Source organism: Sulfurospirillum multivorans DSM 12446 (genome assembly GCF_000568815.1).
GTDB classification, from domain to species: domain Bacteria; phylum Campylobacterota; class Campylobacteria; order Campylobacterales; family Sulfurospirillaceae; genus Sulfurospirillum; species Sulfurospirillum multivorans.
The window spans coordinates 847034-870169 of the sequence record NZ_CP007201.1; the positions used below are offsets into that span (position 1 = coordinate 847034).

General features: G+C 43.1%; 25 protein-coding genes. 14 read left to right on the forward strand and 11 right to left on the reverse strand.

Translation table 11 applies throughout. The features are described 5' to 3' along the window. Window position 1 precedes the first annotated feature (1 nt). Genes hisB through mrdA form a run of 8 tightly spaced genes read left to right on the forward strand, consistent with a single transcriptional unit; the run spans window position 2 to window position 5349 of the window. The gene (hisB, locus tag SMUL_RS04315) at window positions 2-574 is read left to right on the forward strand and encodes an imidazoleglycerol-phosphate dehydratase HisB (RefSeq protein ID WP_025344037.1); all 573 of its coding nucleotides are present in this window, start codon (window positions 2-4) and stop codon (window positions 572-574) included. Then, a complete protein-coding gene (locus tag SMUL_RS04320) occupies window positions 574-1071 on the forward strand; it encodes a KdsC family phosphatase (protein ID WP_025344038.1) in 498 nt (165 codons plus the stop codon). The genes hisB and SMUL_RS04320 overlap by 1 nt, the downstream gene beginning before the upstream one ends. Continuing rightward, window positions 1062-1598 (forward strand): LptA/OstA family protein, encoded by a 537-nt coding sequence (locus tag SMUL_RS04325; RefSeq protein ID WP_025344039.1) that lies wholly within the window; start codon window positions 1062-1064, stop codon window positions 1596-1598. The genes SMUL_RS04320 and SMUL_RS04325 overlap by 10 nt, the downstream gene beginning before the upstream one ends. Beyond that, a complete protein-coding gene (gene lptA / locus SMUL_RS04330) occupies window positions 1595-2059 on the forward strand; it encodes a lipopolysaccharide transport periplasmic protein LptA (protein WP_025344040.1) in 465 nt (154 codons plus the stop codon). The genes SMUL_RS04325 and lptA overlap by 4 nt, the downstream gene beginning before the upstream one ends. After that, window positions 2056-2658: a ribosome biogenesis GTP-binding protein YihA/YsxC gene (gene yihA / locus SMUL_RS04335; protein WP_025344041.1), complete on the forward strand. Its 603-nt coding sequence runs from the start codon at window positions 2056-2058 to the stop codon at window positions 2656-2658. Before lptA ends, yihA begins: the two co-directional genes overlap by 4 nt. Next, a complete protein-coding gene (locus SMUL_RS04340) occupies window positions 2655-3113 on the forward strand; it encodes an N-acetyltransferase (protein WP_025344042.1) in 459 nt (152 codons plus the stop codon). The genes yihA and SMUL_RS04340 overlap by 4 nt, the downstream gene beginning before the upstream one ends. Next, the gene (locus tag SMUL_RS04345; RefSeq protein WP_025346336.1) at window positions 3080-3553 is read left to right on the forward strand and encodes a hypothetical protein; all 474 of its coding nucleotides are present in this window, start codon (window positions 3080-3082) and stop codon (window positions 3551-3553) included. The genes SMUL_RS04340 and SMUL_RS04345 overlap by 34 nt, the downstream gene beginning before the upstream one ends. After that, on the forward strand, window positions 3550-5349 hold the full coding sequence (gene mrdA / locus SMUL_RS04350; RefSeq protein ID WP_025344043.1) for a penicillin-binding protein 2: 1800 nt from the start codon (window positions 3550-3552) through the stop codon (window positions 5347-5349). Before SMUL_RS04345 ends, mrdA begins: the two co-directional genes overlap by 4 nt. Before the next feature lie 16 nt (window positions 5350-5365). Here the strand turns inward: mrdA and SMUL_RS04355 are convergent, their stop codons facing one another. Genes SMUL_RS04355 through mobB form a run of 7 tightly spaced genes read right to left on the reverse strand, consistent with a single transcriptional unit; the run spans window position 5366 to window position 10876 of the window. Beyond that, window positions 5366-5944, reverse strand: coding sequence for a DJ-1/PfpI family protein (locus SMUL_RS04355; RefSeq protein ID WP_025344044.1), 579 nt, complete (start codon window positions 5942-5944; stop codon window positions 5366-5368). 3 nt (window positions 5945-5947) lie between these two features. Next, complete coding sequence (gene ybeY / locus SMUL_RS04360; protein ID WP_025344045.1) at window positions 5948-6367, reverse strand: rRNA maturation RNase YbeY; 420 nt, start codon at window positions 6365-6367, stop codon at window positions 5948-5950. Between the two features lie 11 nt (window positions 6368-6378). Next, window positions 6379-7383 carry a hypothetical protein gene (locus SMUL_RS04365; RefSeq protein ID WP_025344046.1) on the reverse strand — a complete coding sequence of 335 codons (1005 nt, stop codon included), beginning with the start codon at window positions 7381-7383 and terminating at the stop codon, window positions 6379-6381. Further along, on the reverse strand, window positions 7380-9317 hold the full coding sequence (gene metG, locus SMUL_RS04370; RefSeq protein WP_025344047.1) for a methionine--tRNA ligase: 1938 nt from the start codon (window positions 9315-9317) through the stop codon (window positions 7380-7382). The genes SMUL_RS04365 and metG overlap by 4 nt, the downstream gene beginning before the upstream one ends. Before the next feature lie 33 nt (window positions 9318-9350). Then, the gene (locus SMUL_RS04375) at window positions 9351-9548 is read right to left on the reverse strand and encodes a hypothetical protein (RefSeq protein ID WP_025344048.1); all 198 of its coding nucleotides are present in this window, start codon (window positions 9546-9548) and stop codon (window positions 9351-9353) included. After that, complete coding sequence (locus SMUL_RS04380; protein ID WP_025344049.1) at window positions 9541-10377, reverse strand: class 1 fructose-bisphosphatase; 837 nt, start codon at window positions 10375-10377, stop codon at window positions 9541-9543. Before SMUL_RS04380 ends, SMUL_RS04375 begins: the two co-directional genes overlap by 8 nt. A gap of 1 nt (window position 10378) precedes the next feature. Next, window positions 10379-10876: a molybdopterin-guanine dinucleotide biosynthesis protein B gene (gene mobB / locus SMUL_RS04385; RefSeq protein ID WP_025344050.1), complete on the reverse strand. Its 498-nt coding sequence runs from the start codon at window positions 10874-10876 to the stop codon at window positions 10379-10381. A 109-nt stretch (window positions 10877-10985) separates the two neighbouring features. Here mobB and SMUL_RS04390 point away from each other — a divergent pair, with 109 nt between their 5' ends. Further along, window positions 10986-11462 (forward strand): hypothetical protein, encoded by a 477-nt coding sequence (locus SMUL_RS04390; RefSeq protein WP_025344051.1) that lies wholly within the window; start codon window positions 10986-10988, stop codon window positions 11460-11462. Here SMUL_RS04390 and SMUL_RS04395 read toward each other — a convergent pair. From SMUL_RS04395 to SMUL_RS04410, 4 genes are read right to left on the reverse strand one after another with little or no spacing between them, the layout of a single operon-like run. Then, window positions 11404-12975 carry a lytic transglycosylase domain-containing protein gene (locus tag SMUL_RS04395; protein WP_223809767.1) on the reverse strand — a complete coding sequence of 524 codons (1572 nt, stop codon included), beginning with the start codon at window positions 12973-12975 and terminating at the stop codon, window positions 11404-11406. The genes SMUL_RS04390 and SMUL_RS04395 overlap by 59 nt on opposite strands. A gap of 55 nt (window positions 12976-13030) precedes the next feature. After that, window positions 13031-13327, reverse strand: a complete 297-nt coding sequence (locus tag SMUL_RS04400; RefSeq protein ID WP_084613072.1) for a YggT family protein — start codon at window positions 13325-13327, stop codon at window positions 13031-13033. After that, window positions 13324-14499, reverse strand: coding sequence for a glutamylglutaminyl-tRNA synthetase (locus tag SMUL_RS04405; RefSeq protein ID WP_025344054.1), 1176 nt, complete (start codon window positions 14497-14499; stop codon window positions 13324-13326). The genes SMUL_RS04400 and SMUL_RS04405 overlap by 4 nt, the downstream gene beginning before the upstream one ends. Next, window positions 14492-16744, reverse strand: a complete 2253-nt coding sequence (locus SMUL_RS04410) for a glutamine--tRNA ligase/YqeY domain fusion protein (protein WP_025344055.1) — start codon at window positions 16742-16744, stop codon at window positions 14492-14494. The genes SMUL_RS04405 and SMUL_RS04410 overlap by 8 nt, the downstream gene beginning before the upstream one ends. A gap of 165 nt (window positions 16745-16909) precedes the next feature. Between SMUL_RS04410 and SMUL_RS04415 the strand changes: the two genes are divergently transcribed. From SMUL_RS04415 to SMUL_RS04435, 5 genes are all read left to right on the forward strand, one after another. Further along, the gene (locus tag SMUL_RS04415) at window positions 16910-17548 is read left to right on the forward strand and encodes a Crp/Fnr family transcriptional regulator (RefSeq protein WP_025344056.1); all 639 of its coding nucleotides are present in this window, start codon (window positions 16910-16912) and stop codon (window positions 17546-17548) included. 213 nt (window positions 17549-17761) lie between these two features. Next, complete coding sequence (gene nrfH / locus SMUL_RS04420) at window positions 17762-18295, forward strand: cytochrome c nitrite reductase small subunit (protein WP_025344057.1); 534 nt, start codon at window positions 17762-17764, stop codon at window positions 18293-18295. 11 nt (window positions 18296-18306) lie between these two features. Further along, window positions 18307-19839: an ammonia-forming cytochrome c nitrite reductase gene (gene nrfA / locus SMUL_RS04425; RefSeq protein WP_025344058.1), complete on the forward strand. Its 1533-nt coding sequence runs from the start codon at window positions 18307-18309 to the stop codon at window positions 19837-19839. A gap of 262 nt (window positions 19840-20101) precedes the next feature. After that, a complete protein-coding gene (ccsA, locus tag SMUL_RS04430) occupies window positions 20102-22477 on the forward strand; it encodes a cytochrome c biogenesis protein CcsA (RefSeq protein ID WP_025344059.1) in 2376 nt (791 codons plus the stop codon). Beyond that, a complete protein-coding gene (locus SMUL_RS04435) occupies window positions 22474-23124 on the forward strand; it encodes a hypothetical protein (protein ID WP_025344060.1) in 651 nt (216 codons plus the stop codon). Before ccsA ends, SMUL_RS04435 begins: the two co-directional genes overlap by 4 nt. The last annotated feature ends 12 nt before the right edge of the window (window positions 23125-23136 follow it).

The following is a 23136-nucleotide window of genomic DNA, read 5'->3' on the forward strand; positions in this document are numbered from 1 at the left end:
TATGCAAACACTCCAACGCATTACCAAAGAGACACAAATCAGTGTTGAATTAGAGATTAATGGTACAGGGAAAGCCGTTATTGAGACAGGGATTGGTTTTTTTGACCATATGCTTGAAGCGTTTACGAAACACTCCTTGATCGATTTGACGCTTACATGTAAAGGCGATACGCACATCGATTTTCACCACAGTGTCGAAGATGTCGGCATTGTTTTAGGGCAAGCCTTGCGTGCTTCGATTTATCCAATTGAGTGTGTTGAGCGTTATGGCAATGCGGTTGTGGTGATGGACGAAGCGGCTGTTGAATGCGCTTTGGATCTGAGCAATCGTGCGTACCTCGTGTATGAAGTTGAGATGGAAGGCAAAGTCGGCGCTTTTGATGTTGAACTCGCTGAAGAGTTTTTCAGAGCCCTCATTGTCAATGCAGGCATCAGTGCGCATATCGTTGCGCGTCGTGGTAAAAACAGACACCACCTTTTAGAAGCGGCATTTAAAGCATTTGCCGTAGCCCTTCGTCGGAGTTTAGTGAAAAATGAGCGTGCGGGAATTCCAAGTACTAAAGGTGTGTTGTAATGATTGAATTATTGGTGTTTGATGTGGATGGCTGTTTGACCGATGGCGGTATAATGTATGGCAATAGTGAAACAGAAGAGTTTAAAACGTTTCATGTTAAAGATGGTTTTGGCATTGTCTCATGGATGAAGCTTGGCCGCAAAAGTGCGATTATTACAGGACGAAGTTCGGATGTCGTAACCAAGAGAGCGAAAGAGTTGGGAATTACCCATTTGTATCAAGATGTTAAAGATAAAAAAGCCGTTTTGCAAGCCATACTGAACAAAGAGGGTCTGGGGTTTGAAAATGTGGCTGCCATTGGGGATGATCTCAATGATCTAAGCCTTTTACGCTCCGTGGGTCTCTCTTTTTGCCCCAAAGATGCTATGCCTTTGATTCAAAAAGAGGTTGATGTGGTCTTGTCCAAAGAGGGTGGACGTGCAGCCGTTCGTGAAATGATCGACATAGTGGTCGAAAAAGAAAACTTAAGTGAGGCATTCGTAAACCTTTGGCTCTAAAAATCCTTTCGTATGCAACCGTGCTCTTTTTTGGCATGATGGTTTTTCTAATGATCAAAGAACCTTACACGATTGATATGCTAGATGCCAATGGAAATCTTGTCCCTGAAGTGGAACTCTTTAATGCCCAAAATTATCAACTGAAAGAAAACAGTATAGAGAGCATTGTCCATTCGGAGTACGTTGCTCGGTACAAAGATTTTGATAAACTCTATGTCATTCATGCTGGGCATAAAACCAAAGAGGGATTGCGTGGCATACTCACCTCTGATGAAGGAACCCTGCAAGATAACGTGATGCATTTTATGACTAATTCGCATTATTATAGAGATGATGGTGTCTCTTTAGAGGGTGAAGATATTTATTATGATCTCAAAAAAGAAATTTTAAGCAGTGAAAAACCCTTTATTTTTACCCAGAAGCAGAGCCGTAGCCATGGGCTTTCATTTGTTTATCAGATGAAAGAGGGCACAATAAGCGCCACGAATATACACTCCTTTATTCAACAACTAGGAAAAACGAAATGAAAAAATTGGGTTTACTCTGCCTTTGCCTTTCACAACTGCTCATCAGCGCAGAAGTGGAAGTGACTGCCGATAAATTTTTTGCCGATGAAAAAAAACAGATCAGTATTTTTGAAGGGCATGTTGTGGTTATCAAAGAGGGCGATAAACTGACTGCTAAGAAAGTTGTGATTGAATTTGATGAGAAAAAACAACCCCTTCGCTATATCGCAACAGGCGATGCAAAAGGGAATTTAACGATGAACCAAAAGAAGTACTATGGCGAAGCGGAAAAGATGACCTATGAGCCAACCAAAAGCCTTTACACCCTTGAAAAGAAAGCTTTTTTGCATGAGATAGAGACCGATAAAAAAGTCTACGGTGATTTTATTCGTGCCAATCAAAACACAGGACAGTACGAAGTCGATGGCAAGGGTGCGGGGCCTGTGAAATTTATCTTCAAAGTTGAGGATAAAAAACAGTGATCAAAGTCAAAGACGCCTTCTTTGTGAAATCTGCTTCTAAAATGGAGGAGACGACACCTGAGGGAATGAGTGAAGTCGCTTTTATTGGTCGCAGTAATGTGGGCAAAAGCTCGATTATCAATGCACTCACGAATAAAAAAGGGCTTGCTAAGAGCTCTTCAACGCCGGGAAAAACACGTCTGATTAACTTTTTTCAGATTGTTTTGGCGAAGGATGAGAAGACTTACCACATGCAACTGGTGGATCTTCCGGGTTTTGGGTATGCTAGAGTATCGCACAGCCTCAAAGAAGAGTGGCAAAAAAATTTAACGACGTACATTCAAAAGCGTGTCTCCATTCGCACCTTCGTGCATCTTATCGACTCACGTCACCCTTTTTTAGAGATTGATCAAGCGGTGCACACCTATCTTCAAGAGATTGTAAGAGCTGATCAGCACATTTTACGTATTTTTACCAAGCTCGATAAATTAAAACAGAGCGAAATCAGCGTGATTAAAAAAAATTATCCAGGCGCTCTTTTGGTCTCAAGCAGCAGTAAAAAAGGGATTGATAAAGCCTTAGAAGCCATTTTTGCAACGCTTTTTGGAGATCAAGAATGATTCATTACACCAAAGCAAAACTCAGCGATATTGTCCTGATGCAAGACGTCGTGCAACCTGAAGTGGAGAAGGGCATCATTTTATTTCGCAGTTCCGATGAGATGGCGACGAACATTCGCTCGTACATTCTTGCCAAAGAGGATGAGCAGATTATTGGCTTTGGAGCGCTTCATTTTCATGCCGATGATCTCGCAGAAATTCGCAGTCTCGTGGTCAAAGATGGTTTTCGTGGGCGTGGTGTTGGCAAAGGTATTGTTCAAACACTTATGGTTGAAGGTGAGGGTTTGGGTGTGAAAAAAGTCTTTACCTTAACCTATCAAAAAGCCTTTTTTGAATCGGTTGGTTTTAGTGAAATCCCCAAAGAAGCACTGCCTACGCATAAAATCTGGGCAGATTGTATCAAATGCAAACATTTTCCAATATGCGACGAAATAGCGCTCATCAAAACTATCTAACCCTCTTTTGGATCAGTGGATGGCTTCTGAGTGGGCTGGTGATGTCCTCGCTCTATCCGCTTATTCCCTCGTTTGTAGGGGTGGTTTTTTGCTATCTTATTTTAAATTTCAACCGTCATGAAGAAAATGCCATGCCTCTGTTTTTAGCGTTTTTCTATCTGTGTTTGTACGACCTTATCAACGGCTTTTACCTCTTTTCGTATGTGATCTTATTTACTATCATTTACAAATTTGCTATTTATAAAATTCAAAATATTATTACATGTAACAACTGCATTTTAGCCGCGTACGTTACGATGGCGTATTTAGGTCATTACTTGCTCAATGCTTTTTTTGCCTATTTGGACAACGAATCTTTTCCCTATTTTTCCAGTGTTTATTTTTACTATATCGCAATTGATTCCATACTCTCCTTTATGCTTTTTAAGGTAACACGGTGAGAATTAAGATCGTTCTTGCCATCTTCATTTCGGTGTGGATCGCCCTTTTGGTGAGGGTTTATTATATCAGCATCAAATCCAATGCCTATTATGAAGAGATTGCCAAGCAAAATGCAGTCAAGGTTGAAGAACTTGCACCCTTACGAGGCGTCATCTTAGATCGAAATTTAAACCCTCTGTCTGTCAATCGTCTGGGGTTTTCCATTGGCATTAAACCAAGGCTCAGCCTGAAAGCCAGCCGTGATATGTTGGATGAAGAGATCGCTTTTTTATCCTCTGTTTTACCCGATTTTAGTGTTAAAGAGCTCAGCAAAGAGTATCTCAAAGCAGACTCGGCGTACAATCATGATTTTGTAGAGGTCATCCCTTTTATCCCTTATGATAAGCTCATTCCCCAATTTGCTAAAATCGCGCAACATGATAATCTAAGAATTAAAATTACCTCTAAACGACACTATCCGTATGGTACGCTCGCATCGCATGTGATTGGTTATGTAGGCAAGTCCAATGCCCAAGATGTCGCCGAAGATGAGACCGCAAAGTTGGTAGGTTTTTCAGGAAAAACGGGCATAGAGAAGTTTTATAACACCGTTTTGCAAGGCGTTAAAGGTGAAAAAAAGACCAAAGTAACGGCCTTTAACCAAGTGATTGAGCAGGTGAGTAAAACACTTCCTCAAAGTAATGACCTTATCTTAAGCCTTGATCTTGACTTGCAACGCTACATTGCAGAGCTTTTTGGTGATGACAGTGGCGCGGTGGTCGTCATGAACGCTAAAAATGGCGAAATATTAGCTGCGGCAAGTTTTCCTGAGTATGATCTGAACAAATTTGTTAATGGTATTTCAAGGGAAGAGTGGGCTGTATTGGTCAATGATTTGAGCCATCCGTTTACCAATAAATTGGTGAATGGACTCTATCCTCCAGGATCGGTTGTAAAGATGGGCGTTGGTATGGCGATGATGAACTCAGGCATCGTCACGCCCACCATGACCTTTGAATCAACAGGAACAATGGAGTTAGGCGGTCGGGTTTTTCGTGACTGGAAAAAAGAGGGGCATGGCATTATCTCGTATGCACGGGCGATTAAAGAGAGTTGCGATGACTACTTTTATAAAGCCAGTTTGAAAACAGGCATTGATAACATTGCACCATTTCTTTCCAAAATTGGTTTTGCCCAAAAAACGGGTATTGATCTGCCACGTGAATTTATTGGAACGGTTCCGAGTCGCGAGTGGAAAAAAGCACGTTTTGGCAGGGGGTGGTCACAAGGTGAGACGCTCATTAGCTCCATCGGGCAAGGTTATTTTCTAGTGACACCTTTACAAGTGGCAAAATACACTGCGTTTCTTGCCACAGGCAATGGCGTAACGCCGCATTTTGTGAGTAAAATTAACGATGAAGCGCTTGATTTCCCCGTAGATCCAAACATTGTCAGTGAAAATGAAAAACGCTATTTGAAGATAACGAGGGATGCAATGTATGAAGTGGCGAATGTCCAAGGGGGTACGGCGCTGCGGCACATCAACCTCACGGCTCCTTTTAAGATCGCTGCAAAGACGGGAACGGCTCAAGTGGTAGGCATTTCGCAAACCGATAAAAAACGTATCCGCGAAGAGGATATGGACTACTATCAGCGTTCTCACGCGTGGCTTACAACGTATGGACCCCACGATAACCCACAATACGTGGTGACAGTTTTGGTCGAACATGGAGGGCATGGTGGAAGTGAAGGCGGTCCTATTGTCTCTAAAATTTACGATAAGCTCTATGAAAAGGGTTATATCACGCTCAAATAATTCTTACATGTAACGTTTAAAGCTTGCTCACATCGATCTCATACTCTATTTTCTCTGCCACTTCTTGCGCGAGCTTCACGCTAAAAAGTTCACGCAAAAGGTAAAATCCAAGCTCTAAGCCTGAACTCACACCTGCTGCTGTAATGATTTTTCCATCGTGAACTACTTTGGAAGAGACGACATTAACGCCATATGCGGCTAATTCATCAAATGCACTGTGATAGGTCGTTGCTTCTTTACCTAAAAGCAGACCCGCTTCCGCCAGAAAAAAAGCGCCTGTACAGACAGAGGTCAGGTAGGTCGCTTCGCTCTGATGCGCTTGTATAAAATCTTTCATGGAAGGCTTTTTCATCCACTCAATGCGACCTTTCCCTCCAGGGAAAAGCAAAATATCTAAAGCAGGCGCACTCTCAAAACTCGCATCGGGCAAGATTTTAAGACCATTAAACGCTTGCACTGGCTCTAAACTGGGGGCGATGAGTATGACTTTCGTGCTGTTAAGTGCTATTTTATTGATGTAGCTGAGCACCTCAAAAGGGGCGACAAAATCAAGCTCTTCGACATTGGGAAAAATAACAATACCAATGGTAACCATGACCTAATCCTCCGTGCGAACAATTAAACTCTTTGGTAAATGATACTGCATTATCCATGATGTTTCCATCTCACGCATCTGCCCGTTGTCCACTTCGTGATCAAAGCCTAAAAGATGCAACATGCCGTGGATGAACAAAAGCGTGATCTCCTCTTCCACGCTGTGTCCCAACTCTTTGGCTTTTTGTGCTGCGAGCTCATGGTTAATAACGATGGAACCAAGAGGGGCGTGGGGAAAATCATCAATGGGGAAGCTTAGCACATCGGTGGTTTTATCCATCCCTCGATGCTCTAAATTGAGCTCTTGCATACTCTTTCCATCAATGATCAAAAGCTCCACCTCTTTGGGCGTATGCTCCGTGCAAATCTGCTCTAAAATCTTTACATGTAAAGGAATGTTGAATTCGTTTTCAATAAGTAGCATACCATCTCCTTTTAAAATAGGCTGGGTTGGGTGGTAAATGTTTTGATAAACAGTGGCTCGAACATCTCTTTATCGCCTAAAATCAGAGCGTATTGAAACGATGTGTCGCCTAAGATGGCAAGCTCTTCGATAGATTCAAATAAGATCGTTCTCCCATTAAAGTCCAACGTTTCGTGAAAGGTTTTTGGCAAGCAGAGGATCAAATGCGCAGAGTCAACTTGGCTTTGCAGATACGCTATCAAAGAGGGAACTAACGAAGGCGAAGGCTCAAAAATCAGCGCTTTATCACTGCTTCCAAACTCTTTTTTGCACAGCGCATGGGTGATAAATTGAGGGTAAAAATGCTCACAAAAGCCAAGATGCTCCAAACTGTAGGTGATCTCATGGGTATCGCAAAAGCCAAGTAAACAGAGCAGCTCTTCGACAAAAAGAGAGGGAATTTTCTGTTCTGTGTAGTAGCGCTCGTTGTGTCCAAAAGAGCTGAGAAACAGCCCTTTTGCCATCACGTTAGGCTTTACATGTAAAGTGGTTTCAACGCTTTTGGAGGCGGGTGCAATGTGGTGTGCAAGGGTGGGATTGCTCAAGCAAAAACGCTCTTCTTCTTTCGCACCCAGAATGGTTTTAACGATGCCAAAAAGATCATTTCGCAGACGTTTGATACTGCGTGGCGTTTGAATCATCTCCAACAGTGATTCTTGCACGGGAGAGAGCAGAAGGATGTCGAGTGATTTTTGGGTGATCGTGTAGCGTAAGAGTTTGATGAGAATCTGCTCAATGGAAGCGACTTCGATCCACGCGCACTCTTCGTCTTCATTGGCAAACGGTAACGTCGTGACGATGGCGTAAGCGCCTTTTTCAAGCGCTTGGTGGATCAATTCACGTGACGCCGTGGTGTCGATGAAAAGATCGCCATGCGAGACGCGTGAAGATTCTAGCGTAATAGAAGCAAACGCATCAATGGGAGGCGTTGTTCGAAGCCTTCCATCAATGATGCGTACAAAGTTCTCTATCTTCATCCAATCGAAGCGCCACTTTGACGAGGACGTTCTGGGCGAACCAAACAGAGTCCCTCTTTGTCTTTTGCCGCAAGCAACATACCTTGGCTGAGCAATCCTTTGATCGTGGCAGGTTTGAGGTTGGCAACGACACACACTTGGGTGTTGATAAGCTCTTCAGGCGTGTAATACTCACGAATCCCTGCGACAATTTGTCGTGGTTCTGCTTCGCCAAGATCGACTTTAAGTTTCAAAAGACGATCACTTCCTTCTAAAATGCTCGCCTCCAAAATCGTTCCCACTTTCAAAGCGGTTTCAAAAAATTGGTCAATCGTAATGATCGACTCTATCTTCGTCTCTTTCTTCTCTTTCTTGGCAGGTTGTGGTGCGACCACGGCTTCAGGAGCCACAGGTTGTGCCATCAACTCCTCTTCAATACGAGGGAAGAGCGGTGGTACTTTTTCAATCGTAAATTCATCTAAAAAGGTTTTACGCACAACGATTGTGTCATAGGTTGCCGTGTTGATCTCAAAGCCCATCGCTTTGGCGATCGTGACAGTCGTTTTGGGCATAACAGGGTGCAAAAGTATGGAAACACGCGCTAAGATGTTGGAAACAAGTGCTACGAGTGCGAGTGCTTGCTCTGTTTTTCCCTCTTTGATTTTCACCCACGGCTCATGCACGGTAATCGCTTGGTTAGCAATACTAAGCACTTTCCAAAGCTCTTCGAGGTAACGGTTCGTTTGAAGCTCTAAGAGGTTGTTTTCGACAGTTTTTAAGATTTCATCTACAGCACTTAGTTCGCTCTCATGAAAGGTCGTGACGTCTTTGGAGTTAATGACGCCATTGCTGTATTTGCCACTCATTCCGATGATGCGGTTGAGTAGGTTTCCAAGCTCATTGCCCAGATCGGAGTTGATGCGATCCATCAAGGCTTTTTGGCTAAAGTCACCGTCTTGACCGAAGGGCACTTCGCGAAGCATAAAGTATCTAAAATTTTCCAACCCATACGCATCGGCAACCTCTTTAGGGTTAACGACATTGCCTTTACTTTTACTCATCTTCTCACCATTTCTCGTCCACCAACCGTGTGCGGCAACGTGTTTTGGAAGAGCCAAACCAAGGCTCATCAAAAATGCTGGCCAGTAGATGGCATGAAAGCGAAGAATGTCTTTGCCTACTAAATGAATCGTTGCTGGCCAAAAGTCCATATTTTTTTCATCGGTGCCATAACCAAGTGCGGTGGTGTAGTTTAAAAGAGCGTCCAACCATACGTACATGACGTGCTTGTCATCGTTCATGGAAGCTGGGAGTTTCACACCCCAATCAAAGCTGGTACGTGTGATGGAGAGATCACGAAGCCCTTGTTTAACAAAGCTAATGACTTCGTTTTTTTTGCCTTTTGGCAGGACACATTTTTCATCGTTGTTGTACCATTTGATGAGGTCTTCTTGGTATTTGGAGAGCTTAAAGAAGTAGCTCTCTTCTTTGACGAGACGTGTTAATTTTCCACAATCAGGGCATTTGTCTTCATCCACCAGTTGGGTGTCGGTAAAGAAAGTCTCACAGCTGACACAGTAGTGTCCTTCGTATTCACCTTTATAGATGTCACCTTTGTCAAACATCACTTGAAACGCTTTTTGAACACCTGTTTTATGTTCCGCGTCCGTTGTTCGGATAAATTTGTCGTAACTGATCTCAAACTCATCCCAAAGAGCACGAAATTTGCCACTGATTTCATCGGCATAGGCTTGCGGTGTTTTGTTGCGCAATTTCGCCGCTTCTTCGATCTTTTGACCGTGTTCATCGGTTCCCGTTAAGAAAAACGTCTCATAGCCTTTTAAGCGGTAGTATCGAGCCATCGTATCGGCGATGATCGTTGTGTAAGCATGTCCGATATGCGGAACATCGTTGACATAGTAAATTGGAGTGGTAATGTAGGCTTTTTGGGACATCGTTTTTCCTAGTTAAATTGATTCATTGTATTGTCAAAACTCAAATCCGCCACCGTGTCCTTTTGCCATACTTTCGTAAACGGCTTTGACATAGGTTTTGCGGGTTTCACACTCAAACATTTTTTCGCAGTCACTGCAGGTCACAAGATTTTTGCTCTGTTGACATGCTTGCAGTACGGCTTTTTTCTCTTGTAACTCTTGCTCGTAAATATCGCTTACTTCACTACTCATAACACTTCCGAACACGTTCTATCTCTGTTGTCGAGCCAAAGAAACACGGTGTCGTGTCGTGTGGATGCGAAGGGGTGAGATCAAGCACTCTTCCTTTGCCATCGATCGCTTCGCCACCTGCTTTTTCGTACACAAACGCAAAAGGGAAGACTTCAAAAATCATGCGGAGTTTGCCTTTGGGCACATCGCTTGTTGCAGGGTAAGAGAAAAGTCCGCCACCTTTGAGAAGAATTTGATGCAAGTCTGGCACCATTCCACCCGAATAGCGTAAACGATACCCATCGGCAAAGATCGCATCAATCAAGGCTTTATGTTTAGGTTCCCAACACATTTGGGTTGAACCTGGCGCATTGAGTTTGCCTTTTTCTTTCAGCTTGATTGTTTGAATGAAGACAAATTCACCGTTTTTATTGAGGCGGTACATCTTAACATCTTCTTCTGCGATCACAAGTTCAACGCGAGGTCCATAGACGACATAGACAGCTGCTTTGAGATTAGCGCCTGCATAGCCACCCTCGTAGATGCCGAAGATAGAACCCACACTCAGATTTACATCGATGAGGCTTGAACCATCCAGCGGATCGTACCCCACACCGTAAATGCCGTTTACATGTAAAGGTGTTTTGTCTGCTTTTTCTTCGCTGACGATCTCTTTGATCGAAGCAACTTTGGCAAACTCCTCTTCGATGATGAGATCACTTTTGATGTCCAGTTTGAGTTGTGTGTCGCCTGTAGAGTTGATGTTTTCAGAATAGCCCGTATCATCAAACTCAATGGCTTCTCGAATGCGTATGGCGGAACGTTTTATAGCTTCGTAAATTTCTTGCATGTTATTTCACTTTCTTAGCATTTTTGAGTATCCAAGCAACAACTTGCTCGGGGTTATTCAGATCTAAAATCGCAATATGGGAAGGGAGGTCATAATCACTTACATTGACACTCTCATCAATCGCAATGGCGTCAGAGCAGTCAAAATAGTCCACATCCAGTTTGTTACGAAAAATCGCAATGCGCGGAAGCGGTAGATTTTTAAGCCCTTCCACCAACAAGAAATCAAACGAACCAACCATATCAATGATCTCATCCAAACTTTTTTGATGTTTTGAAAAAAGTGTCGTGCGCGTTGGAGAGGTTATCACGACTTCAGCGCCCGTTTGCGAAAACTTCCAGCTATCTTTGCCTTCCACATCGAAGATCGCTTTATCACTTGGGTCATTTTTAATGATCGCAAGTGCATGTCCGTTTTTAAGAATGTTTGCCACCTTAAGGATCAGCGTTGTTTTGCCGCTATCCGAAGGTCCCGTAAATGCAACAGCCAAGGATTTCATTTTTTCCTGCTTTTTATGTTATTATCGTGCTAATATAAAAAATTATAGCAAAAAAAGATTTAGCTTTTGATGAGTTGATCTGCGTGTGTGCTAAGTATGAGGAATGATAATGCGATATATTTCAATGGTTTTAGTAGTGTTTTTACTCTCGGGGTGTGCTTCAAAATTGAGCGAAAATGAAAGCGAAAAGACCTTGGATTATGGAATGGCAAACTCGAAAAAGATTGAAATTCAAAACTCTGAAACCTCTAAAACGTTCGTGCTTATCACCTATCTTAACCCCATTCAGCACGAGCTTGTAACGCAAGAGAGCGAAAAATTTGTCGTAGGAACCTACAAAGCTACAGGCGATGGCGCCTTTGATAGAGTCACTCTTTCAAAGTTTAAAGTCAATGGAAGCGATGAAAATCTAAGTATCACACCTCTTTCTCAAGATGCTCCAATCCTCAAACTGATCTCCACGTCAAATGCTTGGACCAACTATGTGTTAATCCAAGCGCCAAAGACAGAGGAGATCAAGATGGAGATTAGTTTCGAAAACGATCAGTCACAGAGGGTATCAACAACATTTCAAAAAGATTTTTAATCGAAACATCTTCGCCTAAAAGATGGCGGTACACGACATAATTTGCCAGTACTTTTTTGCCGTACTCTCGACTCTCTTCGTTGATCATGCTCTCCATACTTAAAAACGGCTCATACTCACCGTGTGAAAATGCCCCTGCTTGTAGATGTTTTTTGGTAAATCCCATACCGCCATTGTAAGCGTAAGCGATAAAAAGCGGGTGCATGAGATTTCTCTCTAGAAAATTGAGATGAAGATTGGCAAAGAGATAGGCAACGCGGTGATCAAACATGGACGAAATATCAAAATCTTCTAGTTTCTCTTTTTTAGCAATGTCACGCGCTACAAAAGGCATAAACTGCATCATTCCAAGCGCATACGACGTCGAGACAACCGAGGGAATAAAACGGCTCTCTTGACGCGCGATGGAGAGCATCAACGCTTGGCGATGGATGGAATAACTTGCAATCTCGTCAGGGTAGGGAATCGGGAAGTAGTTTTTGGTATAACGTGTGGCTCTCTCCATCAAGTAGCTATAATGCGGCAACGTATTGGCGTATTTGAAGCTTTGCGCCAAGGTTTCAACCTCTTGGGAGCTCATAGAATAGACTTTATTCATCACCTTAATCCATGCGAATGGATCGCTGACATTGAACGTGGGATGTGTGCCTTCTAAAACAGGCGAGACGATGTTTTGTAAAGGGCGATCCAGTTGTTCATAGGCATACAGTGAGTAGAGGTTGATGTCGCCATCTTGCACAATGCGCTCTAACAAACGAGCATCTTTGGTGACTAAATATTGCCAAAAGAGAGCTTTGTCTTTCTCTTCACTCCTCGTAGAGCGCTCAGCCGAAAGTTCAAAAAATGCCAGTGCTTGCGCTTTTTCATCGTATTTAAGGGCATTGAGTCCCATATAAAAGAGTGCTTTGGCGTTTACATGTAAAGAAGGGCTTACATGTAAAAGGGATCGTTGCACATTGTCTAGTTTATCGTTTTGCACGACATTGTAAGCAAGATAATTAAACCTTGAAGAGGTTGCGAGCCGATCCATCTGCTCTTTGGGGATGATCTGTTGGTTAAAGATAGCCGCTTTATACGCGGTGATACTACCGTTAAAAAGGGTTAAAAAAGTGTTGATATCGCTGTTGAGGGTGGCTTCATAGACGTTGTCACTCTCCATCAACGTGATAAGATTGACCAGCTCTTTGTTATGGGTAATGCGAGGTTTGATGAACGGGAGTTGCCCTTTTGAAAGCGAGGTCACTTTAGCGATATTGATGCCAATGTTGAGGCATTCATCATCTTCTTTCATCAAAGCAGTGACATCAAGATTAATACACTTAGAAATTTTTTTATACTCAAGATTATCCATTTTTTTAGCAAAAAGGTGAAAAAATCGAATGTTCATCGTATGCACCATCCCAAAGAGCGCTTTGGCTTCTTTGGGAGTGGTCTCATCGCGTTGTAAATATTCGTAGATGTAAAAATCTTTTGCAAGACTTTGTGGTTTGTCTTCAAAAAAGGCAAAATTCACAGGCTCAGTCGCCAACAAATCTATGCAAAGGCAAAAGAAAAGGGCTAAAAAAAGTCTATAAAGCATTGGCAAGGGCAAACAGAAGTTTAACCGCAAAAAGATCGACAAATTGAAGTGTCAAGATCACGATCAATGGTGCAAGGTCGATGCCGCCAATAAGGGTTGGAACGAATTTACGAATAAACGCATAAACAGGGTTGGTAAGCCGAAACAGAATCTGTACAATCGGATTGTACGGATCAGGACGCACAAAGGTAATAAGCGCTGCAATGATAACAACCCAAATATAAATGTTAATGAGGGTGTGTAAAATATTGGCAAATGCTTCAATAAATGTTGATAAAACGATCATCTAACAATCTCCTTAAGGTAGTTTTTAATCAATGGATAGATAAGGGCAAGATCAAGCCCCGTGTCAGCCCCTGTGAGCCAAAAACGAAGGGGTTTCAAAAACGGTTCGTCTTTGAGTCCACTTTTTTCTGCCAGATAGGCTTTAAATGCATCAAACGTCTCACAATAGGGCGCATGTAAAATGAGCTCTTGAAGTAGTTTACTCTCATTTTCAAACGTTGCATCAAACGCTTTTTGGGCAAAAAGGGCGTCTACTTTTTGTTTGATCTCATACGTGGTACTTGCTTCTTTGGTATACAGTTTAGCAAGTTTTCCAATATTTTCACAGGCGTACCCGATGCGTTTTGAAAGCTCCATATCGGGGATGCGTTTGATATGCTCACGATTGATAAAGCGGAGTTTTTCGATCTCAAAAGGCGCAGGTGATTGTGAAATTGTTTTGATGTCAAACCACGTAGTTGCCTCTTTAAGCGTGAAGATTTCCGTTGGTGTAGCGCTGCTTAAAAGGAGAAGATAATTCACAATCGCTTCAGGCATAAACCCTTGGTCTAAAAGTCTCTTAACAGCGCTTTCATCCTCTTTGCATAGAAGGGAAGGCACATGCGTGTAGTGTATCGCTTGGTCATACCCTATCGATTTGCGGATATGTTCCTCTTTAAGCGCATTGTGTTCTTGTTCAACTTCCCGAATGATGGTGGTAACGCCTTGAAGCATATCGTCGCAGGCACAGGCGAACGTATAAGTCGGGTATTTGTCCGTGCGCATAATGACGAAGCTGTCACAGGTTTTCATACGAATAACAAAGGGTTTTGGAGTATTTAAAACCTCTTCAGGACTTAAATGCTCGCAGGTACCATCACAAGGTGACTCCTCATCTTCATGCGGACAAAAGCAGATAAAGGCTTTTTTCGTATCCAAAAGCGTGGAGGCAAATTGGAGATGGTATTTGAAGTTGCTACTTTGATAGTAAAGCTGTGCATATGAAATGCCAAAGAGTTCCAACATCTCTAAAATCTCTTGGTCTTTTCCTTCAATAGTGCGTGCTCTATCGCCATCTTCGATGCGCACAATGAGTGGCTCGCTCGCTTGTTGTGCGCAGATAGAATTCAGCAAGGCAATTCTGAGGTCATTGACGCTCATATCGCCCGTGGGAGAAGGCGCAAATCTATACATGCTTCAACTTCTCGCTCACAAGCTCATTGACCACCGTTGGGTTCGCTTTGCCACCACTGTTTTTAAGTACTTGTCCCACAAAGAAGCCAAACAGATTCGTATTGCCTGCTTTAAACTTCGCCACATTGTCGGGGTTCTTTGCAATCACGTCATCAATAAAAGGCTGTAATTTTTCAGGATCACTGATTTGGGTTAGTCCTTTGGCTTCAACGATTGCCGTTGGATTTTCACCTGTTTTTGCCATCTCTTCAAAGACTTGTTTCGCAATTTTAGTGGAAATTGTTCCTTCATCAACCATCTTAACAAGTTCCGCTATTTGCTTTGCACAAAATTTTAATTCAGGTGTTTGTTTGAGCTCTCGTGCGACTTCGTTGGCGACGATGTTGGCGATGCTTACAGGGCTGTTTACATGTAAAAGTGTTTCCTCGTAAAAATGGGCTAGCCCAGCATCACGCGCCAAAATATTGGCTATTTCATGGTTAAGCCCAAGCTCTTTCGTGTAGGTATCAAAATGTGCCTGCTCCGATTCACTCATAGGGGCGACAACACCCTCAACGATAGAGGGCTTTTTAGCTTCAGGTCTTGGTGTAGATTGCGTTACTTCTGCCTTTTTAGCCCACGAGTCTTTGAGACCTACGATTTTATTAAAGACAGGCAAATCATCGGTGTAGTCAATCGGGTCAGCATAAAAATAGCCTTGTCTCTCAAATTGGAACCGAACATCGGGTTTTTCAGTGATGACAGCAGGTTCAACAAACGCATTTTTGATGACATGTAAAGAATCAGGATTCAAATCTTCTAAGCCATCTGGTGCTTCGTTAGAATACAACCGCTCATACAGTCTGACTTCGACTTTTTTAGCATGTTTTGCACTGACCCAGTGAATGGCGCTTTTCGTTTTAATATTACTCGTGTCTTCGCCACTTTTTGAGTGAGGATGATACTCTGCTTTGAGTTCTATGATGGTACCACTAGCATCTTTCACGACCTCTTTACATGTAAGAATATACGCATGTTTCAGACGCACGGATTGATCGGGTGTCAGACGGTAGTAATCTTGCGGAGGATTTTCACTAAAGTCATCTCTCTCGATGTAAATTTCACGAGAGAAAGGAAGCTTACGTGAGCCCTCTTTGGGCACATCGTGTGGATAGTAAGAAGCGTCTATCTCTTCTTCGCCCTCGTAGTTTTCGATGGTGACTTTAAGAGGGTCTAGGACACACATGACGCGTGGTACTTTGGTATTTAAATCATCTCGGATGCAAAATTCAAGCTGTGCCACATCGACCATCGAGTTTGCTTTGGCGATGCCGATTTGATCGCAGAAGTTCAAGATGGATTCGGCTGTATAGCCTCTTCGTTTGTAGCCTGCGATGGTTGGAAGGCGCGGGTCATCCCAGCCATTGACATAATTGCCATTGACGAGTTCTAACAGTTTTCGTTTGCTCATCACCGTGTAGTTGATGCCCAGACGTGCAAACTCATGTTGGTAAGGACGAGGAGGGGTTAATTCTAGTGCGTCCAATACCCAGTCGTAAATATCACGGTTGTTTTCAAACTCAAGGGTACAGATGGAGTGCGTTACGCCTTCGATGTAGTCGGACAAGCAGTGCGCAAAGTCATACATCGGGTAGATGCACCACTCATCTCCAGATCTGAAGTGATGGGCATGACGGATGCGATACAGTAGCGGATCGCGCATTTTCATATTCGCAGCACTCATATCGATTTTAGCGCGTAAAACGTGTTCACCATCTTTAAACTCACCCTTTTTCATACGCTCTAAAAGGTCTAAATTTTCTTCAATGCTACGTTCTGCAAATTGACTGCGGCGACCTGCTTCTTTGATCGTTCCACGGTATTCACGTATCTCTTCTTCGTTCAAGCTATCCACATAGGCTTTGCCCATTGTGACAAGCGTCACAGCATACTCGTAAATTTTTGGGAAATAATCAGAAGCAAAGCGCACGTGATCTGCCCAGTTAAACCCAAGCCATGTGACAGCATCTTTAAGCGCTTCAACGTATTTCATGTCTTCAGTCGTAGGATTAGTGTCATCCATTCGGAGGTTACAGTGCCCAGCATAATCGCGTGCAATGCCAAAATTGATACAGATAGATTTAGCATGTCCAATGTGCGGAAATCCATTAGGCTCTGGAGGAAATCTCGTAATGACTTCTTTATACTTTCCAGACTTTAAATCCTCTTCCACAATGGTGCGTAAAAAATCTTTGCTCTCACTCATCTTATTCAAACCTTTTTGATGTAAAACTCTTATATGATCTGTATTTTATCATGCTCTGCATTAATTAACCCAAAAGTGCATCCTAAAATGCTTTCTCACGCTCCTAAAGAATCTCTAATTCTTATTTGGTTACGATAGGCTCAACCATAACATAAGGATGAGTCGATGGATCGTATTCGTACTGTTTCTTGTTTTTCAAAACTGAACGATGAGCAAATTGAAAAGCTTAAAAAAATTTCCGTCATTAAAAAGTTTAGCGCCAAAGAGATTTTGTTTTACGAAGGCGATGCGCCCATCTATCTTTATGTTTTGCTTCAAGGAACGCTTAAAGTGTATAAGACCAATCACAAAGGGCAACAGATTTTTTTGCATCAGTTTTATCCCGGTGGTTTGGTGGCGGAGTTGGCGAATTTTGAGAACATTCCTTACCCAGCAACAGCGGAATTTATGAGTGAGAGTGAAGTGCTTCGCATTGACTACAAGGCGTTGGAGCATGATTTTTTCAAGAACCCAGACATCTCGTTTGAGATTATCAAATCCCTCATTGCAAAACATAAAATCCTCATTGATGTCATTCAAAAAGAGGTGATTTTAACCGCTGATGCCAAAGTGGCGAAGTTTATCCTGGAAAATGGCGAACTGTTTAAAACACTCAAAAACACCCAAGTGGCTTCCATTCTCAACCTGACTCCCGAAACACTCTCCCGTACGCTTTCTAAGTTTAAATCCTCAGGATTTATCGAGCTTGATGACAAGCATCATATTCGTGTATTGGACGCTCAAAAATTAGAAGAAGTCCTCTAGCCTTATTTACATTTCATTGACATAGGTCAAGGTTTTTTTCGCCTTTCTTTATACAATACCCTAGAGCTTTCACTAGATTATTACATTCAATTAAAATTAATAATTAGGAGGTTGTGAGTCTTTGGGTACAAGGTGCGGTTTTGCCTTGTATTGGGTCGAATAAGGCGTTGTTGTTTTACATGTAAAGCAACACAGAACATCAAAGGAGGAAATGTGAAAAAGAGTAATTTCCTAAAGTACGCGGCACTCTTTGTTTTTGTCGTAGCCATCGGCTTTTTTGCCTACGTGGTTCACGCATCCAAAGCGCTGTCGTATCTCTCCAGTGATCCAAAAGCCTGTATCAACTGTCACGTCATGAATACGCAATATGCGACATGGCAACACAGTTCACACGCACAGAGGGCTGGGTGTATCGATTGTCACTTACCACGCGATAACATGGTTAACAAATACATTGCCAAAGCGCGCGATGGGTATAACCATAGCGTAGCATTTACGTTCAATACGTACAAAAATGCGATTAAAATTAGTGATGATGGGGCGAAGAGAGTTCAGGAGAATTGTATTGCGTGTCACGCGAGTTTAACCTCTCAAATGGTTAAAAATGCCGATGCAAATCACAATTATGACGACCCAAGCGTCGCTACGGGAAGACGATGTTGGGAGTGTCATAAGGGCGTGCCACACGGCAAAGTAAGAGGTCTTACGACAACACCGAATAATTTGGGTGTTAAAGAAGTACAGTAAAAGGAGAAATGATGAATAAGTTCAAAGTATTACTGGTTGGCTCATTGGTTGCTATCGGCGCAATGGCATTATTGGCTGGCAATATCACCGAAAGAGAAAAACAAAGAGTCGAACTTGCCAAAGCACCAAGCGAGGCAGGCATCGAGGGCAAAGAAAAAAGCGAAGAGTGGGCAAAATACTATCCTCGTCAATTTGATTCTTGGAAAAAAACCAAAGAGAGCGATGATCTAGATGATATGCTGGCGAAAAAACCTTACCTTGCGGTTGCGTGGGCTGGGTATGCTTTTGCAAAAGATTACAATGCGCCACGTGGGCATTACTACGCGGTACAAGATAACATCAATTCGCTTAGAACGGGTGCTCCAACGGACGCTAAAACAGGTCCTCTTCCAACGGCATGTTGGACATGTAAATCACCCGATGTTCCTCGTTTGATCGAAGAAGATGGTGAGTTAGAGTTCTTTACGGGCAAATGGGCAAAATACGGCTCACAAGTCGTTAATTCTATTGGCTGTGCCACGTGTCATGATGACAAAACAGCGCAACTTCAAGTGCGTGTTCCTCACCTCAATCGCGGTCTAGCAGCAGCAGGTCTTAAAAGCTTTGAAGAGTCTACGCACCAAGAGAAACGCTCTTTGGTCTGTGCACAATGTCACGTAGAGTACTACTTTAAAAAGACAGAGTGGAAAGATGCGAAAGATGTGAACAAAACAGCGATGGTTGTTACCCTTCCATGGGCAAAAGGCTTGAGCATTGAAGGTATGGAGAAATATTATGATGAAATTAATTTCTCTGACTGGACACACAGCATCTCTAAAACACCAATGCTTAAAGCACAACATCCTGGTTATGAGCTTTGGACAACAGGTATTCACGGACAAAAAGGTGTTTCATGTGCGGATTGTCACATGCCTTACACCCAAGAGGGTTCTGTGAAGTATTCTGATCACCAAATTGGAAATCCACTTAAAAATATGGATAAAAGTTGTATGAACTGCCACAGAGAGAGCGAAGATAAACTCAGAGGCATCGTTCAACAAAAAGTGGAGCGCAAAGATTTCATGATGGACATCGCGTTTGACAACATCGCCAAAGCACACATTGAGACGGGCAAAGCGATGGAAGTGGGTGCAAGTGATGCTGAGCTTAAAGAGATTCGTACCCTCATCCGTCATGGACAATGGAGAGGCGATATGGCGATTGCAGGTCATGGTGCGTTCTTCCATGCTCCTGAAGAGGTCTTACGCCTTTTAGGATCCGCCAACGAGCAAGCGCAACAAGCACGTCTAAAACTGGTCAGCGTTCTTGCCAAACACGGTGTCATGGACTACGTTGCACCTGATTTTGACACGAAAGACAAAGCGCAGAAAATCGCTAAAGTCGATATGCCAGCCTTGATTGCTGAGAAGTTAAAATTTAAAGAGACACTAGAAAAAGAGTGGAAAAAAGAGGCATCTGCTAAAGGCAGACTCGCTCCAAATTCCGTTGCTCTTGATCCAGCGGTGGACAGCAAATCTTCTTACTTCGATAAAAACAAGAAGTAAAGTTTTAACACCAAGAGAGTTTTCCTCTCTTGGTGTATAATAGACTTTTTGCATAACCCATTGAAAGAAGAGTATCGCTTATAGCACATCACCTTTCAAAACTAAAAACATCGCCATAGCTTTGGCTATGACTCAATTTTAAGTTTCAAAAATTAACGCACTCTAAGCAAACTCTTTATTTTTTCAAGAGTTATGCAAAAAGTCTAATATCCTTAAACTGCCATATTTTGGCATTTTAAGTGTGTTACTACAAAGGACAAACGTGTTGCTCAAAGTTTTTGGCTCCTACAAAACAACGCTGATACTGCTCTTCTTTTTAGCCGTAGGTGCTGCGATTGCAACCTTTGTGGAAAATGACTTTGGCACAGCCGTTGCGCGTTATTATGTCTACAATGCCATCTGGTACGAAGCACTTTTGGTTCTTGCCGCAATTAACCTTGCTATCGCACTTTACCGCTCCAAAATGATTTTACATGTAAGCCGTTTTACTTTCCATGCGGCGTTTATTCTCATTCTTATAGGATCAGGTCTCACACGTTACTTTGGTGTGGATGGTGTGATGAAAATACGTGAAGGCTCAAGCTCCAATGTCATCTTTTCCAGTGAAAAAAACGCAGAGATCACGTTACCGTTTGCGGTGCATCTGAATGACTTTGAATTAGAGCGCTATTACGGCAGTCGTTCACCTTCGGCGTATACCAGCGATGTTGAGGTGCGAGATGGCAACACAACGCTGGGTGCGCAGATCTACATGAATCACACGCTCATCTACAAAGGGTATAAATTTTTTCAAACCTTTTACGACCCCGATGAAAAAGGCACGATTCTCTCCGTCACTAAAGACCCTGGTGTTGAAGTGACCTATGTGGGCTACGCGCTGCTTTTTTTAGGGCTTTTTTTAAATCTGTTTGATCCCAAATCGCGCTTTCGTAAACTCATCTCGGAGGTAAAAAGCAGTTCACTTCTCGTTGTTTTGGTGCTGTTGGTTCAAACGCCGTTATGGTGCGAGAGCGAATATGTGCAAACGTATTTGCAAGAACACCAAAGTAAGAGCAAAGAGGTCAGTGACGCGTTTGGAAAACTGGTCGTGCAGTCGCGCATGGGGCGCATGAAGCCTTTTGATACGTTAAGCCAAGAGGTGCTTTATAAACTGAGCGGTAAAAATAGTCTGTACGAAATGGACGCGATGCAAGTGGCGCTTGGTATGCTCTCGCACCCCAGTGTGTGGAAGAATCTGCCGATGATTCAGACCAAAACGCCTAAGCTTCGAGAGTTCATCGGCATTGCGAAAGATCAAAAATTGGCAAGCTTTGAGGACTTTTTTGACGGGCATCGCTACAAACTAGACGCTGAGCTTCAAAAAGCGCTCGCGATGAAACCAAGTCAGCGCGGTACCTTTGAGAACGATCTGATCAAAGTCGATGAGCGCCTGAGCATCGCGTTTATGCTCTACCAAGGCGTACTCTTTAAAATCTTCCCACTGCCCCATGATGCTAACCACACATGGCTTGCCTTCGAGCAGATGTTTGCGCAATTAGAGGGCGTGGAAGCCGACAAAGTGCAAGAGAGCTCCACCGCATTTATCGAAGCACTGTTTGAGCGAAATTATGCCAAAGCACTTTTACATGTAAAGACCTTTTCGCAGTTTCAAAGCAACTATGGTGCTGAAATTATGCCCTCATCCACGCACATTCAGATCGAAATTCTCTACAACAAACTGATGCTTTTTGAGCGTTTAACGTTGGCGTACATATTTTTAGGTTTGGTACTTTTAGTCGTCGCGTTTGGACGCGTTTTTGCGCCTCAAACCTTTACATGTAAACTCGACCGACCGCTGTTTTTCCTCGTGGCGACATTGTTTGTCGTGCATACCTGTGGACTCGCTTTAAGGTGGTACATCAGCGGACATGCGCCACTCAGCGATACGTACGAATCCATCGTCTACATCGCGTGGTCGTGTCTGCTTTTTTGCATGCTCTTTTTGCGCCGTTCGCTCTTTGCGCTCTCGGGCTCGGTGATGATGGCAGGCATCTTTATGTTTGTCGCACATCTCGGGCACATTGACCCAGAGATCACCAACCTTGTGCCCGTTTTAAAATCCTTTTGGCTTAGTGTTCATGTCTCCATCATCACGGCGAGTTATGGCTTTTTAGCGCTTGGCTGTGCGTTGGGACTGTTCACGCTCATCCTCTTTACATGTAAACGCTCAATCAAGATCGTTGCGACCATCAAACACCTGAGCGCCATCAATGAAATCACCTTGATTTTAGGCTTGAGTCTTTTGGTCATCGGTAACTTTTTAGGCGGTATTTGGGCGAATGAATCGTGGGGGCGTTACTGGGGGTGGGATCCAAAAGAGACGTGGGCGTATATCTCCATTTTGGTCTACGCGATCATTTTACATGTAAGACTGGTGCCACGGTTTTACTCACACTATCTCTTTGCGGTGTTCTCGCTTTTAGGCTTTGCGTCCATCTTGATGACCTACTTTGGTGTGAACTTTTACTTAGCGGGCATGCACTCTTACGCCACGGGCGATCCTGTGCCAATTCCCCTTTGGGTGTATGTGTGCAGTGGTGTGGTCGCATGTTTGATTATAATGTCGTATAAAAATAAAAATCTTAAGGAAGAAAAATGAAAAAATTCTCTATGGCTCTTGTGACGCTCGCCTGTAGTTTAGCCCTTCACGCAGGAGATGTCTTTGAAGGAACGGTGGTCGATACGCTCAATGGTGGCGGTTACACCTATCTGCAGATTGATGATACCAAGAAAAAATACTGGGTTGCGGTTGAGGGAACGAAGGTTGAAAAAGGGACGGAAGTGCGTTTCACTGAAGAGTTACGTGCTAAAAATTTTGAGAGCAAATCGCTTAACCGCACGTTTGACGAGATCGTTTTTGCTTCCAACCTTCAGTACCGCACACAAGTTCCTGAAAAGGGCAATTTAGCGCTTATTAATGAGCAAGTTAAAGAGTCTCCTTACAAACAAAACGGTACCATGAGTGTTAAAGAAGCGTGGGAAAAACGTGCCAGTTTGAAAGACAAAACGATCGCGATTCGAGGCCGTGTTGTGAAAGCATCACCCAATATTATCGGAGTTAACTGGATTCATATTCAAGATGGTACGGGCGAGGGCAGCGACGTGGGACGTGTTGTGTTTACCTCCAAAGAGCTTCCCAAAGTTGGAGATATTGTTACTGCTTCGGGTGTTGTGAGTGTGGATAAAGATTTTGGTTCGGGCTATTTTTACAAGATCATTGTGCAAAATGCTACCTTTAGCAAATAAACCGTAAAGAGT